The sequence below is a fragment of the Streptomyces tendae genome, from assembly GCF_008632955.1.
Lineage (GTDB): Bacteria > Actinomycetota > Actinomycetes > Streptomycetales > Streptomycetaceae > Streptomyces.
The window spans coordinates 5380594-5399736 of record NZ_CP043959.1 but is presented as its reverse complement, the minus strand read 5'-3'; the positions used below and the strand labels follow the sequence as shown (position 1 = coordinate 5399736).

15 protein-coding genes and 2 pseudogenes are annotated in these 19143 nt (G+C 72.8%); 6 read left to right on the top strand and 11 right to left on the bottom strand.

Annotation, left to right across the window (positions count from 1 at the left end):
• Nucleotides 1-67: 67 nt before the first annotated feature.
• Together F3L20_RS24845 and F3L20_RS24840 are read left to right on the top strand one after the other, a co-directional pair.
• A pseudogene (locus F3L20_RS24845) lies at nucleotides 68-685 on the top strand (TetR/AcrR family transcriptional regulator).
• Nucleotides 686-875: 190 nt separating this feature from the next.
• The gene (locus F3L20_RS24840; RefSeq protein WP_150156231.1) at nucleotides 876-1928 is read left to right on the top strand and encodes an endonuclease/exonuclease/phosphatase family protein; all 1053 of its coding nucleotides are present in this window, start codon (nucleotides 876-878) and stop codon (nucleotides 1926-1928) included.
• 147 nt (nucleotides 1929-2075) lie between these two features.
• Here the strand turns inward: F3L20_RS24840 and F3L20_RS24835 are convergent, their stop codons facing one another.
• The 3 genes from F3L20_RS24835 to F3L20_RS24825 all read right to left on the bottom strand — a co-directional run bounded on the left by F3L20_RS24835 (nucleotide 2076) and on the right by F3L20_RS24825 (nucleotide 5222).
• Nucleotides 2076-3842 (bottom strand): NAD+ synthase, encoded by a 1767-nt coding sequence (locus F3L20_RS24835; protein ID WP_150156230.1) that lies wholly within the window; start codon nucleotides 3840-3842, stop codon nucleotides 2076-2078.
• Nucleotides 3843-3924: 82 nt separating this feature from the next.
• The gene (locus tag F3L20_RS24830; RefSeq protein ID WP_150156229.1) at nucleotides 3925-4560 is read right to left on the bottom strand and encodes a DUF305 domain-containing protein; all 636 of its coding nucleotides are present in this window, start codon (nucleotides 4558-4560) and stop codon (nucleotides 3925-3927) included.
• On the bottom strand, nucleotides 4557-5222 hold the full coding sequence (locus tag F3L20_RS24825) for a DUF3105 domain-containing protein (protein ID WP_150156228.1): 666 nt from the start codon (nucleotides 5220-5222) through the stop codon (nucleotides 4557-4559). The genes F3L20_RS24830 and F3L20_RS24825 overlap by 4 nt, the downstream gene beginning before the upstream one ends.
• Nucleotides 5223-5431: 209 nt before the next feature.
• Here F3L20_RS24825 and F3L20_RS24820 point away from each other — a divergent pair, with 209 nt between their 5' ends.
• Nucleotides 5432-5905, top strand: coding sequence for an RrF2 family transcriptional regulator (locus tag F3L20_RS24820; protein WP_150156227.1), 474 nt, complete (start codon nucleotides 5432-5434; stop codon nucleotides 5903-5905).
• Between the two features lie 37 nt (nucleotides 5906-5942).
• Here F3L20_RS24820 and F3L20_RS24815 read toward each other — a convergent pair whose 3' ends face one another.
• Entirely contained in the window at nucleotides 5943-7124 is a 1182-nt protein-coding gene (locus tag F3L20_RS24815) for a globin domain-containing protein (protein ID WP_150156226.1), read from the bottom strand.
• Nucleotides 7125-7438: 314 nt separating this feature from the next.
• Here F3L20_RS24815 and glnA point away from each other — a divergent pair, with 314 nt between their 5' ends.
• Nucleotides 7439-8800 carry a type I glutamate--ammonia ligase gene (gene glnA, locus F3L20_RS24810; protein WP_150156225.1) on the top strand — a complete coding sequence of 454 codons (1362 nt, stop codon included), beginning with the start codon at nucleotides 7439-7441 and terminating at the stop codon, nucleotides 8798-8800.
• Nucleotides 8801-9220: 420 nt separating this feature from the next.
• Here the strand turns inward: glnA and F3L20_RS24805 are convergent, their stop codons facing one another.
• Nucleotides 9221-9778, bottom strand: coding sequence for a DinB family protein (locus tag F3L20_RS24805; RefSeq protein WP_150156224.1), 558 nt, complete (start codon nucleotides 9776-9778; stop codon nucleotides 9221-9223).
• A gap of 320 nt (nucleotides 9779-10098) precedes the next feature.
• Between F3L20_RS24805 and F3L20_RS24800 the strand changes: the two genes are divergently transcribed.
• A complete protein-coding gene (locus tag F3L20_RS24800; RefSeq protein ID WP_150156223.1) occupies nucleotides 10099-11646 on the top strand; it encodes a pectate lyase family protein in 1548 nt (515 codons plus the stop codon).
• 291 nt (nucleotides 11647-11937) lie between these two features.
• Here the strand turns inward: F3L20_RS24800 and F3L20_RS24795 are convergent, their stop codons facing one another.
• From F3L20_RS24795 to F3L20_RS24775, 5 genes and pseudogenes are all read right to left on the bottom strand, one after another.
• Nucleotides 11938-12684: a DUF3618 domain-containing protein gene (locus tag F3L20_RS24795; protein WP_150156222.1), complete on the bottom strand. Its 747-nt coding sequence runs from the start codon at nucleotides 12682-12684 to the stop codon at nucleotides 11938-11940.
• On the bottom strand, nucleotides 12660-13091 hold the full coding sequence (locus F3L20_RS24790; RefSeq protein ID WP_145825419.1) for a phage holin family protein: 432 nt from the start codon (nucleotides 13089-13091) through the stop codon (nucleotides 12660-12662). The genes F3L20_RS24795 and F3L20_RS24790 overlap by 25 nt, the downstream gene beginning before the upstream one ends.
• Nucleotide 13092: 1 nt before the next feature.
• On the bottom strand, nucleotides 13093-13749 hold the full coding sequence (locus tag F3L20_RS24785; protein ID WP_150156221.1) for a hypothetical protein: 657 nt from the start codon (nucleotides 13747-13749) through the stop codon (nucleotides 13093-13095).
• Nucleotides 13750-13977: 228 nt separating this feature from the next.
• On the bottom strand, nucleotides 13978-14418 hold the full coding sequence (locus F3L20_RS24780; RefSeq protein WP_150156220.1) for a VOC family protein: 441 nt from the start codon (nucleotides 14416-14418) through the stop codon (nucleotides 13978-13980).
• Between the two features lie 32 nt (nucleotides 14419-14450).
• Nucleotides 14451-14978, bottom strand: a pseudogene (locus F3L20_RS24775) (pyridoxamine 5'-phosphate oxidase family protein).
• A gap of 165 nt (nucleotides 14979-15143) precedes the next feature.
• Here F3L20_RS24775 and F3L20_RS24770 point away from each other — a divergent pair.
• A complete protein-coding gene (locus F3L20_RS24770) occupies nucleotides 15144-18146 on the top strand; it encodes a bifunctional [glutamine synthetase] adenylyltransferase/[glutamine synthetase]-adenylyl-L-tyrosine phosphorylase (RefSeq protein ID WP_150156219.1) in 3003 nt (1000 codons plus the stop codon).
• 16 nt (nucleotides 18147-18162) lie between these two features.
• On the opposite strand, the gene F3L20_RS24765 is transcribed toward F3L20_RS24770, so the two are convergent.
• Entirely contained in the window at nucleotides 18163-19035 is an 873-nt protein-coding gene (locus F3L20_RS24765) for a phosphatase PAP2 family protein (RefSeq protein WP_150156218.1), read from the bottom strand.
• Nucleotides 19036-19143: the final 108 nt, after the last annotated feature.

Below are 19143 nucleotides of genomic sequence, written 5' to 3'. Positions count from 1 at the left end.
GGCGGTGGCGTGCCGCCACCGCCGACCGGGGAGAATCGTCGTCCCGCCACCGAAAGGACGTCACGACGTGGACCTGGCCGGCACCGGCCCCCGGCAGGGCGGCCCCGCCCGGGGCCGCCCCCGCAGCGAGGCGGTCGAACACGCCATCATCGAGGGGTGATGAAGCTCCTGGAGGACGGCGTGCCGCTCGCCGAACTCTCCATCGAGCGCATCGCCCGCACCGCGGGCGTCGGCAAGGCCACCATCTACGGCGCTGGAGCGGCAAGGAGCAGCTCTTCGTCGACGTCATGCGCGCCGCCGAACCCCGGACCCCGAACTCCCCGGCACCTCCATGCGCGACGACCTGGTGGTGCTGCTGGAGTCCCTGCGGCTGCGCGGCCTGGCCGGCCGGACCTCGGCGATCCTGCACAACGTCCGCGCCCAGATGAAGAGCAGCCCCCATCTGTGGGCCGCCTACCACGACACCGTCATCCAGCCGCGCCGCCGGGTGGGCGTGGAGGTGCTGCGCCGGGGCCGCGACAACGGCGAACTGCGCGCCGACGTCGACCTGGAACTGCTCAACGACATCGTCGTGGGCCCCGTCCTCGTCCGCACGGTGCTGCGGCCCGACGCGGACCTCCCCGCCGACCTCGCCGAACGGGTGGTCGACACGCTGCTCGAAGGGCTGCGCCCGGCCGGCGGCTGACCGCGGTCACCCTGTGCGCGTTTCGTCACAGACAACGCTTTCGCGACGCCACCGCGGAACTGCCCGCGCGCCCCGGCACGTCCTCGCTCCCGTACGGCCGCAACGCGCGGCGGGAAAGGAACCGATCATCCCCTAGGGTCTTACGGACACGGGGGGCGACGGTGTGCACGGCAGGTTGTGAGGCGACGGTATGGCGCAGCAGGCGTACATGACGGAGACGGACGACGGACGTCAGGGTCCCGAGCACCCTGCCTCCCCGCTTCGGCGCCTGTTGCACCGGCTGGGCGGGGCGTTGCGGAGCGATCGCGGGATCTGGCGCCGGGGCTGGGTAGTGGCCGTGTGCGCCCTCCTGGTGGCCCTGGTGATGCTGGCCCACGCCTACATCCCCAACCGCGTCGGCAACCTGGGCAGCCTGGTCGAGACGTTCCTGCCCTGGCTGGGGCTGGCCGTCCCGGTGCTGCTCGTCCTCGCCCTGGTGCGCAGGTCGGCGACGGCGGTGCTCGCGGCGATCCTGCCGGTGGCCGTCTGGCTGAACTTGTTCGGCGGTCTGCTCAGCGACAAGAACGCCGCCGGCGGCGACCTCACGGTGGCCACCCACAACGTCAACGCCGACAACCCGGACCCGTCCGGCACCGCCCGCGACGTGGCCGCCTCGGGCGCGGACGTGCTGGCGCTGGAGGAGCTCAAGGCGTCCGCGGTGCCGACGTACCGGACGGCGCTGTCGGGGACGTACAAGTACCACGCGGTGGTCGGCACGGTCGGGCTGTGGAGCAAGTACCCGCTCAGCGACGTGAAGTCGGTGGACATCCGGCTGGGCTGGAAGCGGGCGATGCGCGCCACGGTGGACGCCCCGGCCGGGCGGGTCGCGGTCTACGTCGCCCATCTGCCCTCGGTACGGGTGAAGCTGGAGGCCGGCTTCACGGCCCGGCAGCGCGACAAGAGCGCCGACGCGCTGGGCGAGGCCATCGCCGGCGAACCGCTGGAGAACGTCGTCCTGCTCGGCGACCTGAACGGCACGATGAACGACCGCTCCCTGAAGGCCGTCACCTCCCAGATGCGGTCCACGCAGGGCGCGGTGGGCAGCGGCTTCGGCTTCAGCTGGCCGGCGTCGTTCCCGATGGCCCGGATCGACCAGATCCTGGTGAAGGGCGCCGAACCGGAGAGTTCCTGGACACTCCCGCCGACCGGGAGCGACCACCTGCCGATAGCGGCCCGGGTGAAGGTCGCGACCGCGCGGGACTGACGCCGCGGGGCGGTCGCGTCCCGGCGGGAGCGCGCGCGGACCGGTCCGCGCCCGCGGACGGTCCCGCGCTTCCGGGGCGCACGTATAGGCATGACGGCGGGCGGGGTGCGACACCGACCGCCCCCCGCCCGCCGTCACAGGGGGTCCTCACACCTGCGGAGGCAGCCCTTCACGCCAGCCGTTGGTGATGGGCAGGCGGCGGTCCTTGCCGAAGCCCTTGGGGGAGATCTTCGTGCCCGGCGGGTACTGCCGGCGCTTGTACTCCGCCCGGTCCACCATCCGCAGCGTCTTCTCGACCAGTTCGCGGTCGTAGCCGGCCTCGACGATCTCGTCCGCGCCCTTGTCCCGGTCCACGTACATGGCCAGGATCGCGTCCAGCACCGGGTAGTCGGGCAGCGAGTCCGTGTCGACCTGGCCGGGCCGCAGTTCGGCGCTCGGCGGCTTGGAGATGGAGTTCTCCGGGATCGGCGGCGTCTGCCCCCGCTCCTCGGCCGCGCGGTTGCGCCACCGGGCCAGCCGGAACACCAGGGTCTTGTAGACGTCCTTGATGGGCCCGTACGCGCCGACCGAGTCGCCGTACAGCGTCGAGTAGCCCACCGCCAGCTCGGACTTGTTGCCGGGGGCCAGGACGATGTGGCCCTCCTGGTTGGAGATGGCCATCAGCATCGTGCCGCGCAGCCGCGACTGGAGGTTCTCCTCGGCCAGGCCGGTCAGCTCCAGCGACCCCATGTACGCGTCGAACATCGGCTCGATCGCGACCGTGCGGTAGTTGAGCCCGGTGCGCCGCGCCAGCTCCGCCGCGTCGCCCTTGGAGTGCTCGGACGAGTACTTCGACGGCATCGACACGCCGTACACGTTCTCCGGGTCCACCGCGTCGCAGGCGATCGCGGCGACCAGCGCCGAGTCGATGCCCCCGGACAGCCCGATCAGCACCGACCGGAAGCCGTTCTTCTCGACGTACGCCCGCAGGCCCACGACGAGCGCGGAGTACACCTCCTCGTCGTCGTCGAGACGCTCGGCGTAGCCGCCGGTGTGCTCCGGTTCGTAGGCGGGGACGGGCTCCTCGGACAGCACCACCCGTTCGATGCGCAGTCCGTCGTCCACCACGCCCTCCGGCGCGTCGGCCGCCGCGGCCGGCAGGTCCAGGTCGACCACCAGGCACGTCTCGGAGAACTGCGGCGCGCGGGCCACGACCTCACCGGCACGGTCGACGACGATCGAGTCGCCGTCGAAGACGAGGTCGTCCTGCCCGCCCATCATCGCCAGGTACGCGGTGGTGCAGCCGGCCTCCTGGGCCCGCTTGCGCACCAGTTCCAGCCGCGTGTCGTCCTTGTCCCGCTCGTACGGCGAGGCGTTGACGGACAGCAGCAGCCCGGCGCCCGCCGAGCGCGCGGCAGGCACCCGGCCGCCGTCCTGCCACAGGTCCTCGCAGATGGCGAGGGCGACGTCGACCCCGCGCACCCGCACCACCGGCAGGGTGTCACCGGGCACGAAGTACCGGAACTCGTCGAAGACGCCGTAGTTCGGCAGGTGGTGCTTGGCGAAGCTGAGCGCCACCTCACCCCCGTGCAGCACGGCCGCGGCGTTGCGCGGCGCGCCCGCGGGCTGCCCGTACTTGGGCTGGGCGGCGGCGCTGCGGTCGAGGTAGCCGACCACCACCGGCAGGTCGCCGAAGCCCTCCTCCGCCAGGCGCGCGGCGAGGGCGCGCAGGGACGCCCGGGAGGCCTCCACGAAGGTCGACCGCAGGGCGAGGTCCTCGACGGGATACCCGGTCAGCGCCATCTCCGGGAACGCCACGAGATGCGCCCCCTGCTCGGCGGAGTGCCGGGTCCAGCGGACAATCGTTTCGGCGTTGCCGGCGAGGTCGCCGACGCTCGAGTCGATCTGATTCAGGGCGAGTCGTAGTTGAGGCACGCGGCCAGTGTAATCGTCAGAGCGACGCGATGTGCGGTGCGTGAGCCGGGCCGCCGTACGACGGCCCGCCGGCCCCCGGCCGTCACGGCCGCGCGGACGCCCCCCGGGCCTTCAGCATCCCCGCCATCAGGCGGATCTCGGACTCCTGCCCTTCGACCATCCCGCGGGCGAGCCGCCGTTCGGCCCCCACCTCGCAGGCGCGCACGCACCCCTGGGCCATGTGCACCCCGCCCCGGTGATGGGCCGTCATCAGCCGGAGGTAGAAGACCTCGGCCCGCCTGCCGGACAGCCGGGCCAGCCGCGCCATCTCCGCGTCGGTCGCCATGCCCGGCATCAGCGCGCCGTCCTCGCCGGCCGCCGCGTCACCCATCCCCATCCACGTCATGGGCGGATCGGCGGACACCTTGGGCAGCTCCCACAGATCGAGCCAGCCCAGCAGCATGCCGCGCTGGTTGGCCTGGGTCTGGGCGATGTCGTAGGCGAGCCGCCGGACCTCCTCGTCGTCGGTGCGGTCGCGCACCACGTACGACATCTCCACGGCCTGCTGGTGGTGCACGGCCATGTCCCGGGCGAACCCGGCGTCCGCGGAGTCCGCGGACGGGACCGCGGCCGGGGAGGACCCCTCGTCCCCGGCCGCCGCGGCGACCGTCCACCCGACGGCCACGGCGGCGGCGAGCACCGCCGCCACGACACCGGCCGGCAGGGCGGACCGCCTCACTTCGACAGCCCGTTGGTGCAGGCCGCACCCGGCTCGGGCGTCTGCTGCCCCTGCACGAACTTCTCCAGGAACGCGTCCACGGCCGGGTCGTCGGCGCCGGTCACCGTGCGCTGGTGGCCCCACGCGGTCAGCACCAGCGGGTCCTTCTGCCCGTCGACCGGGCTCATCAGCGTGTACGGCGTCTTCTTCACCTTCGCCGCCAGCGCCTCCACGTCCCGCTCGGGAGCATCGCCGTTGTACGTCACCCACACCGCGCCGTGCTCCAGCGAGTGGACGGCGTTGGTGGCGTTGATCTCGTCCTCGTAGACGTCCCCGTCGCAGTTCATCCACACCGGGTTGTGGTCACCGCCCACGGGCGGCGTGACCGGGTAGTCCACGGTCTTGGTCACGTGATTGCGGTCCAGCGTGCCCTTCCAGGCCCGTACGCCGTCCGCGCCGGTGACGAACCTGCCCGCGCTCCTGGAGTCGTCCGCCGCGGTGCTGCCGCCGTCGTCCGACTGCGACCGGACGAGCGCCACCCCGCCCGCGACCAGGCCCGCGACGACCACCACGGAGGCGGCGACGACGAGGATCCGTTTGCGGCGGTCGCGGGCCTGCTCGGCGCGCCGCATCTCCTCTATGCGTGCCGTGCGTGACGCGCTGCTCTTCTTGGCGGAGCCCATGGAGGTGTCCTTCGGGTCGGAGGGGGCGACGGGAGGGGCTGTCGGGTCAGCTGATCGTAATGGCGGGGACGGGCGAGTCGTAGGGGGCGGCGGCAAGGACCGGACACGTCGTGGCCGCGCTCCCGGGGCCCGGACGGGGACCGGGAGGAGCTGGTGAAGATCCGGCCGGAAATTTTGAGCCAGGATTCCGATTACCTACGCTTCCCGGTATGCGGCTGCTGCGCTCCACCGACCTCGCCCTGCGGGTCCTCATGCGCCTCGCCGTGGCCGGGGACACCAACCCCACGACGCGGGACGTCGCGGCGGCCATGGACGTGCCGTACACCCATGCCGCCAAGGTCGTCGCCGAACTCCAGCACATGGCACTGCTCACCGCCCGGCGCGGCCGGGGCGGCGGCCTGTCCCTCACGGAGAAGGGCCGCGGGGCCTCCGTAGGCGCGCTGGTCCGCGCCTTCGAGGGCGAGGGGGACGTCGTCGACTGCGACGGCGCCGCCTCCACCGCCCCCTGCCCGCTGCGCTCCGACTGCCGGCTGCGCGGCGCGCTGCGGCGGGCCCAGGAGGCGTTCTACGCCTCGCTGGACCCGCTCACGGTGGCGGACCTCACCGCGGACCCGACGGGACCGCTCCTGCTCGGCGTCCCGCACGTCCGCCAGGACCTGCCCGGCGGACCACGTCGGCGGTGACCGACCGCGCTTCACCGCCCAGGTGGGCGGGGCCCGCCTACTTCGCGAGCCACAGGTCCGGTCCGAACACCTCGTAGTGGACGTCGGCCGGGGCCACCCCCCTGGCGATCAGCTGCTCGCGCACCGTCCGCATGAACGGCAGCGGCCCGCACAGGTACGCGCGCGTGCCCGGCGCGACCGGCACGTCCGCGAGGTCGACGTAACCGGTGCCGGCGCCCGCGGGGGCGTCCCGCTCGTACCAGAAGCGCACGGTCGCGTCCGGCAGCTTGGCCGCGTAGGCCTCGTGGTCGGTGCGCAGGGCGTGGTGGGCGGGGGAGCGGTCGCCGTGCACCACGGTGACCGGGGCGCGGTGCCCGGAGCCGGCGAGGTGGCCCAGCATCGCGACGACCGGAGTCACTCCGATCCCGGCTGAGGCCAGCAGCAGCGGGGTGTCCGCGCCGGCGTCGAGGACCAGGTCGCCGTAGGCCTCGGACAGCTCCAGGACGTCACCGACGCGGACGTGCGCGTGCAGGTGGGTGGACACCTCGCCGTCGGGCGCCGGGCCCTCGTGCACCCGCTTGACGCTGAACTGCCGCAGGTCCGGTCCGGGCGCCCCGGAGAGGCTGTACTGCCGTATCTGGCGGGCGCCGTCCGGGAGGGGGACGCGCACCGAGACGTACTGGCCCGCGCGGAACTCGCGCACCGCCCCGCCGTCGGCCGGGCGCAGCCGGAAGGTCACGACGTCCTCGGTCTCGGTGACCCGCTCCACGACCTCCCACGGCCGCCAGACGGCGCCGCCGCGCTCCTCGTACAGCCGCTTCTCGACGGCGATCAGGGCGTTCGCCATCAGCCAGTAGACCTCGTCCCAGGCTGCGGCGACCTCGGGGGTGACGGCGTCGCCCAGGACACCGGCGATGGCGGCGAACAGGTGCTCGTGGACGAGTCCGTACTGGTCCGGGGTGACGCCGAGGGAGGCGTGCTTGTGCGCGATGCGCGACAGCATCGCGTCGGGCCGCCGGTCCGGGTGGTCCAGCAGCTGCGTGGCGAAGGCCGCGACGGAGCCCGCGAGGGCCTGGCGCTGGGTGCCGGCGGCCTGGTTGCCGCGGTTGAACAGGTCGCGCAGCAGCTCGGGACGGGCGGCGAACATGCCGGCGTAGGAGCGCTCGGTGATCTCGCCGAGGGACGCGCCCACGGCGGGAAGGGTGGCGCGGACGGTGGTTGCGGACTGGTCGGACAGCATCGGGTCTCCTCGTCGCTCGGATGCCTGCGCCCTCATTAAAACTTGCATAGGAGATTCCAATTTAAGCGGGGGTCCGTGACCGGGGGAGCCCGGCGTGCGGACCGCCCGCTGTCGTGGCGGCCGGCCCGGCCGGGCAGGATGAGCGGAGGAGCCGCGCACCTCATGGCGCCGGCGGTCCGGTCCGGGGCCGTTCGTCCGACCGGGCCCGGCAACGCGTATGAAACGCTGGTGTGGTGGGATGCTCGAGTGCCGGACCGTCTCCCGGGGACCGGGAGGAACGGGCGGCCTGACCGGCAAGAATGGGGAATCGGAAGATGGACAAGCAGCAGGAGTTCGTGCTCCGGACGTTGGAGGAGCGCGACATCCGGTTCGTACGCCTGTGGTTCACCGACGTCCTGGGCTTCCTCAAGTCCGTGGCCGTCGCCCCCGCCGAGCTGGAACAGGCCTTCGACGAGGGCATCGGCTTCGACGGCTCCGCCATCGAGGGCTTCGCCCGCGTGTACGAGTCCGACATGATCGCCAAGCCGGACCCGTCGACGTTCCAGATCCTGCCCTGGCGCGCCGAGGCGCCCGGCACCGCCCGCATGTTCTGCGACATCCTCATGCCGGACGGCTCCCCGTCCTTCGCGGACCCGCGCTACGTCCTCAAGCGCGCGCTGGCCCGCGCCTCCGACCAGGGGTTCACCTTCTACACCCACCCGGAGATCGAGTTCTTCCTGCTGAAGGACAAGCCGGTGGACGGCAGCCGTCCGACCCCCGCGGACAACTCCGGCTACTTCGACCACACCCCGCAGAACGTCGGCATGGACTTCCGCCGCCAGGCGATCACCATGCTGGAGTCGATGGGCATCTCGGTGGAGTTCTCCCACCACGAGGGCGCCCCCGGCCAGCAGGAGATCGACCTGCGCTACGCGGACGCGCTGTCCACGGCGGACAACGTCATGACGTTCCGCCTGGTCATGAAGCAGGTGGCGCTGGAGCAGGGCGTGCAGGCGACCTTCATGCCCAAGCCGTTCTCCGAGCACCCGGGCTCCGGCATGCACACCCACCTCTCCCTCTTCGAGGGCGACCGCAACGCCTTCTACGAGTCCGGCGCCGAGTACCAGCTCTCCAAGGTCGGCCGCTCCTTCATCGCGGGCCTGCTGCGGCACTCCGCGGAGATCTCCGCGGTCACCAACCAGTGGGTCAACAGCTACAAGCGCATCTGGGGCGGTTCCGAGCGCACCGCGGGCGCCGGCGGCGAGGCCCCCTCGTACATCTGCTGGGGCCACAACAACCGCTCGGCGCTGGTCCGCGTGCCCATGTACAAGCCCGGCAAGACCGGCTCGGCCCGCGTGGAGGTCCGCTCCCTCGACGCCGGCGCCAACCCCTACCTGGCCTACGCCCTGCTCCTCGCGGCCGGCCTCAAGGGCATCGAGGAGGGCTACGAGCTTCCTCCGGGCGCCGAGGACGACGTCTGGGCGCTGTCCGACGCGGAGCGCCGCGCCCTGGGCATCGAGCCCCTGCCGCAGAACCTGGGCGAGGCGCTCAGCCTGATGGAACGCAGCGACCTGGTCGCCGAGACCCTCGGCGAGCACGTCTTCGACTTCTTCCTGCGCAACAAGAAGCAGGAGTGGGAGGCGTACCGCTCGGAGGTCACCGCGTTCGAGCTGAAGAACCTGCTGCCGGTGCTGTGAGCTGAGCCGTCCGGCGCCCGCGGTCGCCCGTGCCTGTCCGGGCGACCGGGGGCGTGGGCGGCCGGCGGGCACGGGCTGAGGTCTGTCTCCCTCCGGAGAGTCCGAACGGGGCCGGCGGTCGTCGACCGCAGGCCCCGCGGCGTCTCACAGCCGGGCCGTGCGACGGGCCGACGGCTCCGACCGGACGGGCCGGCGGCTCAGGCCGGAGCCCGCACGACGGCGACCCGTTGCCGTTGCCCGCCGTCGCGCCGGCGGGGGATGGTGCCTGCGGGTGGCCGGCGCCCCGGCGGCCCTCCCGCACCGCCGGGCCGCCGCCGCTCAGTGACGACGAGGCGGGGAAGGCGCCGGTGCCGGCGGCTCGGCGCCGGGCTGCCCGCGCGGGGCGGTCAAGGGGCGCCTCTCACCGACGGGCCCCGCTCGTCACCCCATCGTCTTCGAGCCGTCCAGCGCCTCCCGGACGATGTCCGCGTGGCCCGCGTGCTGGGCGGTCTCGGCGAGGATGTGCAGCAGCACCCGCCGCGCGCTCCACTCGGGCTGGCCCTCGAACCACGGCGCCTTCGGCAGCGGCCAGGAGGCGTTCAGGTCGGGCAGGCCGGCGACGACCTCCTCGGTGCGGCGGGCCACCTCCGCGTACGCGTCCAGGACGCCGGCGAGCGTCTCGCCGGGCAGCATCCGGAAGCTGTCGGCCCGGCGCGCGAAGTCCTCCTCCGTCATCGCCGTGAAGTCCGGCATCGCGGACGGGCCCTCGAGGATGAAGTCCACCCAGCTCCGCTCGCCCGCGGTGACGTGCTTGATCAGACCGCCCAGGCACAGCTCGCTCTTCGTCGTCCGCAGGCCCGCCTGCTCGTCGGTCAGGCCGCGGGTGGTGAACCGCAGGAAGTCCCGGTGCTTGGCGAGCGTTTCCAGCAGATCGGCGTGCTCGCCCGTGACGGCGGGGGCCTCGGCGGACTCGTCGGTGGTCAGCTGGTTCACGGTCATGGTTTCCGCCTTCGTCAGTCGTGGCTGTGCTTCTCGTGCGTCCGTTCCGTGCGGTTCGGCGCGACGAGAGACACGTTAGGAGCCATGTAGGTCAGATCACGTCCTAGTGAAAGCCGCCTTCGCCTCCGGATCCGGACGCCTGATTCGGAAGCCCTTGTTCCGTTCACGCGCAGGACCTTGCCAGTCCGCGGGCACGGCTCTACTGTCGCGACACACAGACAGAAAGCGCTTTCTCCTCCGATGGGTCAGGCCCACTCCGCCCTCCCTCATCGGCTGCACTGACATGCCCATGACAGTGATTGACGAAAGGCGAGACGACCATGAGACGAGCAGTCGCCGTACGGCTCTCCGCGTTACTTGCCGCGGGAGCCCTCACGGCAGCGACCGGCGTGGCGCTGTCCACCACCACCGCGTCCGCCGCCGCCGGGGGCGTCACCGGCTACGCGACCCTGAACGGCGGGACCACCGGCGGAGCGGGCGGACAGACGGTCCGCGCCACCACCGGCACCGCGATCCACCAGGCCCTCTGCGCCCGGGCCGGCAGCTCGACCCCCCTCACCATCCAGGTCGAGGGCACCATCAACCACGCCAACACCACCAAGGTGTCCGGCCCCAGCTGCAACACCGCCGCCGACAAGATCGAGCTGAAGCAGGTCAGCAACGTCACCATCGTGGGCGTCGGCAACGGCGCGGTCTTCGACCAGCTGGGCATCCACATCCGCGAGGCGAGCAACATCGTCATCCAGAACGTGACGGTCAGGAACGTCAAGAAGTCGGGCTCGCCCACGTCGAACGGCGGTGACGCCATCGGCATGGAAAGCGATGTCAGGAACGTCTGGGTCGACCACGTCACCCTGGAGGCGTCCGGCGGTGAGTCCGAGGGCTACGACGGACTGTTCGACATGAAGGACAACACCCAGTACGTGACGCTGTCGTACAGCGTGCTGCGCAACTCCGGGCGCGGCGGCCTCATCGGCTCCAGCGAGAGCGACCGCTCCAACGGGTACGTGACGTTCCACCACAATCTGTACGAGAACATCGACTCCCGCGCGCCCCTGCTGCGCGGCGGCGTCGCGCACCTCTACAACAACCACTACAAGCGGCTGAACGAGTCCGGCATCAACTCCCGGGCCGGCGCCCGCGCCAAGGTGGACAACAACTACTTCGAGGACTCCAAGGACGTCCTGGGCACCTTCTACACCGACCAGGCCGGCTACTGGCAGGTCGGCGGGAACGTCTTCGACAACGTCACCTGGTCCTCGCGCGGCGGCGACAACAACCCGGCCGGGCCGAACCCGACGTCGAACACCTCGGTGAGCATCCCGTACGGCTACACCCTCGACGGGGCGAACTGCGTGCCGAACGTGGTGGCGCAGACGGCGGGCGCCAACAAGGGGCTGAAGGTCTCGGACGGCAGCTGCACCCCGCAGAACCCGGACCCGACCGACCCCGGCCCGACGGACCCGGGCGAGCCGACCGAGCCCGGTCCCACCGACCCGCCCGCCGGCACCAACCTCAGCATCGGAGCAGGCGCCGACGGCTCCTCCAAGGCCTCCGGCACCAGCTACGGCAACGTGATCGACGGCAGCACGAGCACCTACTGGTCGCCCTCCGGCACCACCGGATCCGTGTCGGTGAAGTGGGGCTCCGCCACGACCGTCTCCAGGGTCGGCATCCGCACCGCGTCGGGCTCGGGCACCATCGGCGCCTACCGCGTCCTCAACAACGACACGGGCGCCGTCCTCGCCTCCGGCAGCGGCGCGGGCGTGATCGGCTTCTCCCCGGTCTCCCTGAAGAAGATCACCTTCGAGATCACCAGCGCCTCGGGCACCCCGCGCATCGCGGAGTTCGAGACGTACGCGAACTGAACCGCCCCCGGGCCTCGTCCGCGGTTCCCGGGGCACACCGGCACCCGACGGATCCCCGTCGCACGGCGTGGAGCGGTGCGACGGGGTACCCGGGAGGCATGTTCCTCTTCTTCAGCAACAGGGCCGGCTGTCTCGGGTCGTTGGCCCTCAGTCTGGCGGCCACGCTGGTCCTGATCCTGGTCTTCGCCCTCTGATCCGCGCTCCGGACGTGCCGGACCGAACCTCCGCCCCCCCGGCCGTGCGGCCGGGGGGCGGAACGTCGCACCTGTGCCGTGCCGTGCCGTGCCGGCCTCAGCCGGTCGGGCCGGAGCGGCTCTGCGCTTCGTCCTTGAGGGTGCGTCCGGAGTCGCGCGCCTGCTCGGTCACCCCGCCGGCCTGGTCGCGTGCCTCGTCCTGGGTGGTGCGGGCCGCCTGCTGGGCGGTGTCCTTGACCTCCGTGGCCGCGCTCCGGGTGGCCTCCACGGCGCCCTCCTTCAGGTGCTGGGCCGACTCCGTGGCTGCCTCCTTCACCGGTTCCAGCGCCTCGGCGCCGCGCTCCATCAGCTCGGACGCCTTCTGCTGCTCCTTCTCGGAGGCGGGCACCATCGAGGCGGCCAGCAGGCCGAGGCCGAAGGCGACCAGCCCGGCTGCCATCGGGTTGCCCTGCGTCTGACGCCGGGCCATTTCGGGCGTCTGCTGGACGGCCTGTCCGGCCTGTTCGGCGACCTCGCGCGCCGTGCCGGCCGCGCGTTCGGTGCCCTCCTGCACGGTGCCGGCCGCGGAGCCCGCCGCCGACTGCACGGTGCCGGCCGTCGAGCCGGCCGCCGACTGCACCGAGCCGGCCGCCGACCGGGCGGTGCCGGCCATGCCGTATGCCGTGTCCGAGGCCGTGCCCATGACGCGGTCACGCATGCCCGTCACCGTACGACGCACCCTCGCCTTGCGGCGGTGGGCCATGCGACGCGGGCTGGCCCGGTCGGCGAGCCGGTCCACGTCCGCGGTCAACTGGTTCCGCGTGGCCGCTATCTCGGCCCTCATTTGGTCGGGTGACGTGCCCATTCCGCGTCCTCCTTCAGCGTCTGGACGGTGTATTCGGGCTTCGGTGAGACGGTTCGCATCCCCGCGCGGCCCTTCCGGTACAGCACGGCCGCGGCGATCGCCCACAGCGCGGCGACGATCAGCGCGGCCCAGCCCTCGTCCATCACCTGGGCCAGGCCGAACACGGCCGCCAGCGACAGGAACAGCAGGACCATGTAGCCGGCGAAACCGGCACCGCCGAACATCCCGGCCGCCTTGCCGGCCTTGGTGCCCTCCTCCTTGAGCTCGGCCTTGGCCAGCTCCAGCTCCTGACGGAAGAGCACCTGAAGGTCGGAGGTGATCTGTGAGAGCAACTGGCCCGTGGACTCCTCCGGGACCGCCGCCGGTTCGGCCGTGCGGGCCCGGGACAGGGGGGACATCGTGGCCATCTCACGCCTCCGGGAAGGTACGGCCCGGGGTGCCGGCGGGCGGCGTGCCCAGGCTCGGCGGAGCGGACGGTGCGGGAGGCGGCGTCATGGCCGGTGTCGTCCCGACCGGCGGTGCCACCTCGCCCTGGCCCGGCGCCGCGTCGACCTGAGCCCGGCCGTTCCCGTTGGCCTGCGACGCCGCCTGCGTCACCTTCGCCAGGCGTCCCACGGCCAGGCCCGCGAGCAGAGCACCGCCCAAAAAGGCGCCGGGACGCCGTCGGGCGAAGCTCTGCAGGTCGGTGACGAGACCTTCGACGCCCTGCCGCTCCAGATAGTCGGCCGCACGCTGTCCCCCGTCCCCGGCCCTGGCCGCCAGACTGCGGGCGGGGGAGTCGCTCTCGGCGTGCGCGGCCAGCTCGGTGAGGTCGGTCGCCCACTGCCGCAGCGTGCCGGCGGCCCGCCGGGTCTGCCCGTCCGCCTCCTCGACGGCGCGGGCGCGCAGGTCCTGCACCACCGTGCCGGCCTGGTCCCGTGCCTCGCCCACGACGGCACGTGCCTGCTCCGCCGCGGTCCCGGCGACCTGTCCGGCGGCCTGCTTGGCCTGTCCGGCCGTCGCGGTGGTCTCTGCCTTCACCTTCTCCCCGGTGCTGCCGGAGCCGGTTCGTACGGACTCACTCATCGGCGTGTTCCCCTCATCGAGTGTGTGCGTGCGGCCCGTGCCCCCGTGGGCCCGGTGTGGGCCGGAGGTCGCGCTCCGGGCCGCACACGTGGCCGTCCGTTCACTGCACGGGTGGCCCTATAAGCCGGTTTGACACACTTCGAGGGGATTGGTGTCGCGCCGCCCGGTCACCGGGCGGCGCCACACCGGGAAGTGGCGACGTCGCCCACCGGGAAGCGACGGCGGCGCCTACTGCTGCGCCTGGTCCGTCAGGACCTTGTGCAGTGGCTCCGTCGCGCGGCGGCGGTACTCCTGGACCGCCCAGCCGTTGCCGTCGGGGTCGGTGAAGTGCATGAACGTGGCGCCGTCGGAGTCGGTGTAGCGGACCGGCTCGGAGATCTCCAGGCCGCGTGCGACGAACTCCGCGTGGGCCTTCTCGATGTCGGCGACGCAGAGCTGGAGGCCCTGGTACGCGCCGGGGGCCGGGGTGGGGCCCGGGGTCATCTCCCAGATGCTCTCGCCCAAGGCGATCGAACAGCCGGAGCCGGGCGGGGTCAGCTGGACGATGCGCATGCCCGGCATGACCTCCTGGTCGATGTCGACGTGGAAGCCGACCTTGTCCCGGTAGAAGTCACGGGCCCGGTCGATGTCGCTCACCGGCAGCGGGATCACTTCGAGGGTCATGTCCATGAGAGCCTCCGGCTCCTTCGTCGGGTACCGCGTCAGGCGAACCGCCACCGCGTCCGGCTGAACGGCTCACCCTTACCGAAACCGAAAACGGTGTGCGGCGCCACCGAGAACACCACGGCGTGCCCCGGTCCGTGGTGGAAATGGCCGTGCCGGACCTCGAACTGCGAGAAGTCGCCGTATTTCTCCTCCCACCCGGCGGCCGGTTCGCGCAGACGCCCGTCGTCGGTGAGGCGCGTCGCCCGGCCCTCCACGATCACTTTCGTACCCCCGCGCCCAGGTGTTGGTGCCGGTGGTCAGCACGACGTGCGGGTCGCCCAAGAGGTTGCGGGCCTGCGCTCGTCCGGCCCGGTGCAGAAGTGCAGCGCGCCGGCCGACCGGACGGCGGGCAGCGGCGTGACGTGCGGCCGGCCGTCGGGGCGGACCGTGGAGATCCGGAACAGCTCCGCCTCGGCGACCAGCCGTTCCACCTCGGACCACGGCGGCGCGCCGGCCCGCGGGTCGCTGTACCGCGGGTCCGGCCGGGTCTCCGGCGTGCCGGGGGTGTCGGGAACGTCGGTCATGGGAACTCCTCGACGGTCGGACGGACGCACCGCGGTCCCGCGGTCTCCTCATCAGACCCCGCCCGGCCCCGGACATTACCGCGGGCCACTCCGGGGCCGTGATCGCGTCCTCCGGTTAGGCTCAGGGCCGTACGACCCTGATCCGAGGCACGAGGGAGGCCGGGCATGACGTCGGCGCCGGGGCGCAGGAGCAGTACCTTCACACGGCTGCTGCGGCACGGCTTCACCGATCCGTCGGACGCCGAGCGGTTCCTCGACAGCCCCGAACTGGCACCCGTGCGCAACGACCCCGTGCTGCTGGACGCCCTCGGCGGCACCGCCGACCCCGACCTCGCGCTGCACGGACTGGTGCGGCTGCTGGAGGCGCAGGAGACGGCCACCGCCCGCCAGGAGCTGCTGGACACCGTGATAGCGGCCAAGCCGCTGCGCGACCGGCTGCTCGGCGTGCTCGGCGCCTCCGAGGCGCTCGCCGAGCACCTGGCCCGGCACCCGCGCGACTGGCAGGCGCTGGTCACCTACGAGCCGCGCGACCTGCACCCCGGCGTGGAGGAGTTCGAACGCGGCCTCGCCGACGTCACCGACCCGGTGTCGCTGCGCGTCGCCTACCGGCGTTGCCTGCTGTCCATAGCCGCCCGCGACGTCTGCGGCACCGTCGATGTCTCCCAGACCGCCGCCGAGCTCGCCGACCTGGCCACAGCCACCCTCCGCGCGGCCCTCGCCCTGGCCGCGGCCGACGCGCCGGAGGACGCCGCGCTGTGCCGGCTCGCGGTGATCGCGATGGGCAAGTGCGGGGGCCACGAGCTGAACTACGTCTCCGACGTCGACGTCATCTTCGTCGGTGAGGCGGCCGGCGACGCCGACGAGGACAAGGCGCTGCGCGCCGCGACCCGGCTGGCCTCGCACATGATGCGGATCTGCTCGGAGACCACCGTCGAGGGCTCCATCTGGCCCGTCGACGCCAATCTGCGCCCCGAGGGCCGCAACGGCCCGCTGGTGCGCACCCTCGCCTCCCACCTCGCCTACTACCAGCGCTGGGCCAAGACCTGGGAGTTCCAGGCGCTGCTCAAGGCCCGCCCGGTCGCCGGCGACCTCGCGCTCGGCGCGGAGTACACGGCCGCGCTCAGGCCGCTGGTGTGGCAGGCGGCCGAGCGGGACAACTTCGTCGCCGACGTGCAGGAGATGCGCCGCCGGGTCGTCGCGAACATCCCCGCCGCCGAGGTCGACCGCCAGCTCAAGCTGGGCCCCGGCGGACTGAGGGACGTCGAGTTCGCCGTACAGCTGCTCCAGCTGGTGCACGGCCGTGCCGACGCGTCCCTGCGCAGCGGCACCACCCTCGACGCGCTGAAGGCCCTCGCCGCCGGCGGCTACGTCGGCCGCGCCGACGCCGCCCAGCTCGACGACGCCTACCGCTTCCTGCGCTCCCTGGAGCACCGCATCCAGCTCTACCGGCTGCGCCGCACCCACCTCGTCCCCGAGGACGAGGCCGACCTGCGGCGCCTCGGCCGGTCCCTGGGGCTGCGCACCGAGCCGGTGGCCGCCCTGACCCGCGAGTGGCGGCGGCACGCCTCCGTGGTGCGGCGGCTGCACGAGAAGCTGTTCTACCGGCCGCTGCTGGACGCCGTCGCCGCGCTCGCCCCCGGCGAGGCCCGGCTCAGCGCCGAGGCCGCTCGCGAGCGCATGGTCGCCCTCGGTTACGCCGACCCCGCCGCGGCGCTGCGCCACCTGGAGGCCCTCGCGTCCGGTGTCACCCGCAAGGCCGCCATCCAGCGCACCCTGCTGCCCGTGCTGCTCGGCTGGTTCGCGGACTCCGCCGACCCCGACGCCGGCCTGCTGAACTTCCGCAAGGTCTCCGACGCCCTCGGCAAGACCCCCTGGTACCTGCGGCTGCTGCGCGACGAGGGCGCCGCCGCGGAGAACCTCGCCCGGGTGCTGTCCGCCGGGCGGCTCGCCCCCGACCTGCTGATGCGCGCCCCCGAGGCGGTGGCGCTGCTCGGCGACGGGGACGGCGGCGGCCTCACCCCCCGCTCCCGTGCCTCCCTGGAACAGGAGGTCCTCGCCGCGGTCCGCCGCGCCGACAACGCCGTGCAGGGTGTCACCGCCGCCCGCGGGGTGCGCCGCCGCGAGCTGTTCCGCACGGCCGCCGCCGACATCGTCGGCTCCTACGGCACCGAGTCGCAGCCCGCCGAGGCCGACCAGGGCGCCCTGGTGGACCTGGTGGGCGGCGCCGTGTCCGACCTGACCGCCGCCACCCTCGCCGGCACGCTCCGCGCGGTGGTCCGCGAAGGCTGGGGCGACACCCTGCCCACCCGGTTCGCGGTCATCGGCATGGGCCGCTTCGGCGGGCACGAACTGGGCTACGGCTCCGACGCCGACGTCCTGTTCGTGCACGAGCCGCGCGACGGCGTGGACGAGCGGGAGGCGTCCGAGGCGGCGAACAAGGTGGTCGCCGAGATGCGCAGGCTGCTCCAGGTGCCGAGCGCCGACCCGCCGCTGCTGGTCGACGCCGACCTGCGCCCGGAGGGCAAGTCCGGCCCGCTGGTGCGCACCCTCGGCTCGTACGAGGCGTACTACCGGCGCTGGGCGCTGGTGTGGGAACGGCACGCGCTGCTGCGGGCGGAGCCGGTCGCCGGGGACGTGGACCTGGGCCGCCGGTTCGTCGAGCTGATCGACCCGCTGCGCTACCCGGCCGGCGGGCTGGACGAGGACGCCGTACGGGAGATCCGGCGGCTGAAGGCGCGCATGGAGTCCGAACGGCTGCCGCGCGGCGCCGACCCCAAGCTGCACGCCAAGCTGGGCCCGGGCGGGCTGTCCGACGTGGAGTGGACGGTGCAGCTGATCCAGCTGCGGCACGGCACCGAGGTGCCGGGGCTGCGGACGACCCGCACCCGCGAGGCGCTGGCCGCCGCCCGGGAGGCCGGGCTGATGTCCGAGGAGGACGCCTGCACCCTCGACGAGGCCTGGGTGCTGGCCACCCGCGTACGCAACGCGGTGATGCTGGTCCGGGGCCGCGCGGGGGACACCTTCCCCACCGTGCCCCGGGAACTGGCCGCCGTCGGCCGCTACCTGGGCTACGGACCCGGCCACGCCGGCGACATGCTCGACGCCTACCGCCGTACGGGCCGCCGCGCCCGGGGCGTGGCGGAGGAGCTGTTCTACGGCGGCGCGTAGGCGGGGCGCCCGGGCGTCAGGGCTGTTTCTGCAGCGGGACGTGTTCGGGCGCCGGAGGCGCGGCCGGTTCCGGGACGCGCCGGGGGAGTGCGGAGGGGCGCCGGCCGTACCAGGCGAGCGCGACGCCGTAGCCGACGGCCAGGCACAGCACGCCGCCCACCGCGTCCAGCCAGAAGTGGTTGGCGGTGGCGACGATCACCACCAGCGTGAGCACCGGGTACACCAGGCCCAGCACCCGCACCCACGGCACCGAGGCCAGCGCGAAGAGCGTGAGCCCGCACCACAGCGACCAGCCGATGTGCATCGAGGGCATCGCCGCGTACTGGTTGGAGACGTTCTTCATGTCCCCCGAGGCCATCGAGCCCCAGGTCTGGTGGACCAGCACGGTGTCGATGAAGTTCTGGCCGTTCATCAGCCGGGGCGGGGCCAGCGGGAACAGGTAGAAGCCGACCAGGGCGAAGCCGGTGGTGACGAACAGGACCAGCCGGGTCGCCGCGTAGCGGCCGGGATGTCTGCGGTAGAGCCACACCAGCACACCCAGCGTCACCACGAAGTGCAGGGTGGCGTAGTAGTAGTTCATGCCGACGACCAGCCAGGTCACCGAGTTCACCGCGTGGTTGACGGACTCCTCGAAGGCGGTGCCGAGTTGGCCCTCCAGCCGCCAGATCAGGTCGGCGTTGCGCAGGGCCTCCGCCCGCTGTTCGGGCACCGCGTTGCGTACGAGTGAGTACGTCGCGTAACTCACCGCGATGAGCAGGATCTCGAACCAGAGCCGGGGGCGGCGGGGAGCTCGGAGACGGCGCAGGCGACCCGTCCCCGTCGTCTCCTCGACGGGGATCGCTGCGGCCGGTTCACGGCCCTCCAGCGTCGTCACAGTCGAGTCACCCATGTGCACAGAGTCTGCCAGAAAAGACCTCTCGGTCAGATCATCCCCCGGTCGGGGCCGGCCCGCATGTTCTGCCCCGGGAAGAGGCGGTCCGTCTCCTCCCCGGGAAGG

Excerpts from the sequence above, each read along its gene's own strand:
- F3L20_RS24840 (WP_150156231.1), top strand. The coding sequence starts at position 876 with ATGGCGCAGCAGGCGTACATGACGGAGACGGACGACGGACGTCAGGGT.
- F3L20_RS24825 (WP_150156228.1), bottom strand. The coding sequence starts at position 5,222 with ATGGGCTCCGCCAAGAAGAGCAGCGCGTCACGCACGGCACGCATAGAG.
- F3L20_RS24820 (WP_150156227.1), top strand. The coding sequence starts at position 5,432 with ATGCGGCTGCTGCGCTCCACCGACCTCGCCCTGCGGGTCCTCATGCGC.
- F3L20_RS24815 (WP_150156226.1), bottom strand. The coding sequence starts at position 7,124 with ATGCTGTCCGACCAGTCCGCAACCACCGTCCGCGCCACCCTTCCCGCC.
- glnA (WP_150156225.1), top strand. The coding sequence starts at position 7,439 with ATGGACAAGCAGCAGGAGTTCGTGCTCCGGACGTTGGAGGAGCGCGAC.
- F3L20_RS24805 (WP_150156224.1), bottom strand. The coding sequence starts at position 9,778 with ATGACCGTGAACCAGCTGACCACCGACGAGTCCGCCGAGGCCCCCGCC.
- F3L20_RS24800 (WP_150156223.1), top strand. The coding sequence starts at position 10,099 with ATGAGACGAGCAGTCGCCGTACGGCTCTCCGCGTTACTTGCCGCGGGA.
- F3L20_RS24795 (WP_150156222.1), bottom strand. The coding sequence starts at position 12,684 with ATGGGCACGTCACCCGACCAAATGAGGGCCGAGATAGCGGCCACGCGG.
- F3L20_RS24790 (WP_145825419.1), bottom strand. The coding sequence starts at position 13,091 with ATGGCCACGATGTCCCCCCTGTCCCGGGCCCGCACGGCCGAACCGGCG.
- F3L20_RS24785 (WP_150156221.1), bottom strand. The coding sequence starts at position 13,749 with ATGAGTGAGTCCGTACGAACCGGCTCCGGCAGCACCGGGGAGAAGGTG.
- F3L20_RS24780 (WP_150156220.1), bottom strand. The coding sequence starts at position 14,418 with ATGGACATGACCCTCGAAGTGATCCCGCTGCCGGTGAGCGACATCGAC.
- F3L20_RS24770 (WP_150156219.1), top strand. The coding sequence starts at position 15,144 with ATGACGTCGGCGCCGGGGCGCAGGAGCAGTACCTTCACACGGCTGCTG.
- F3L20_RS24765 (WP_150156218.1), bottom strand. The coding sequence starts at position 19,035 with ATGGGTGACTCGACTGTGACGACGCTGGAGGGCCGTGAACCGGCCGCA.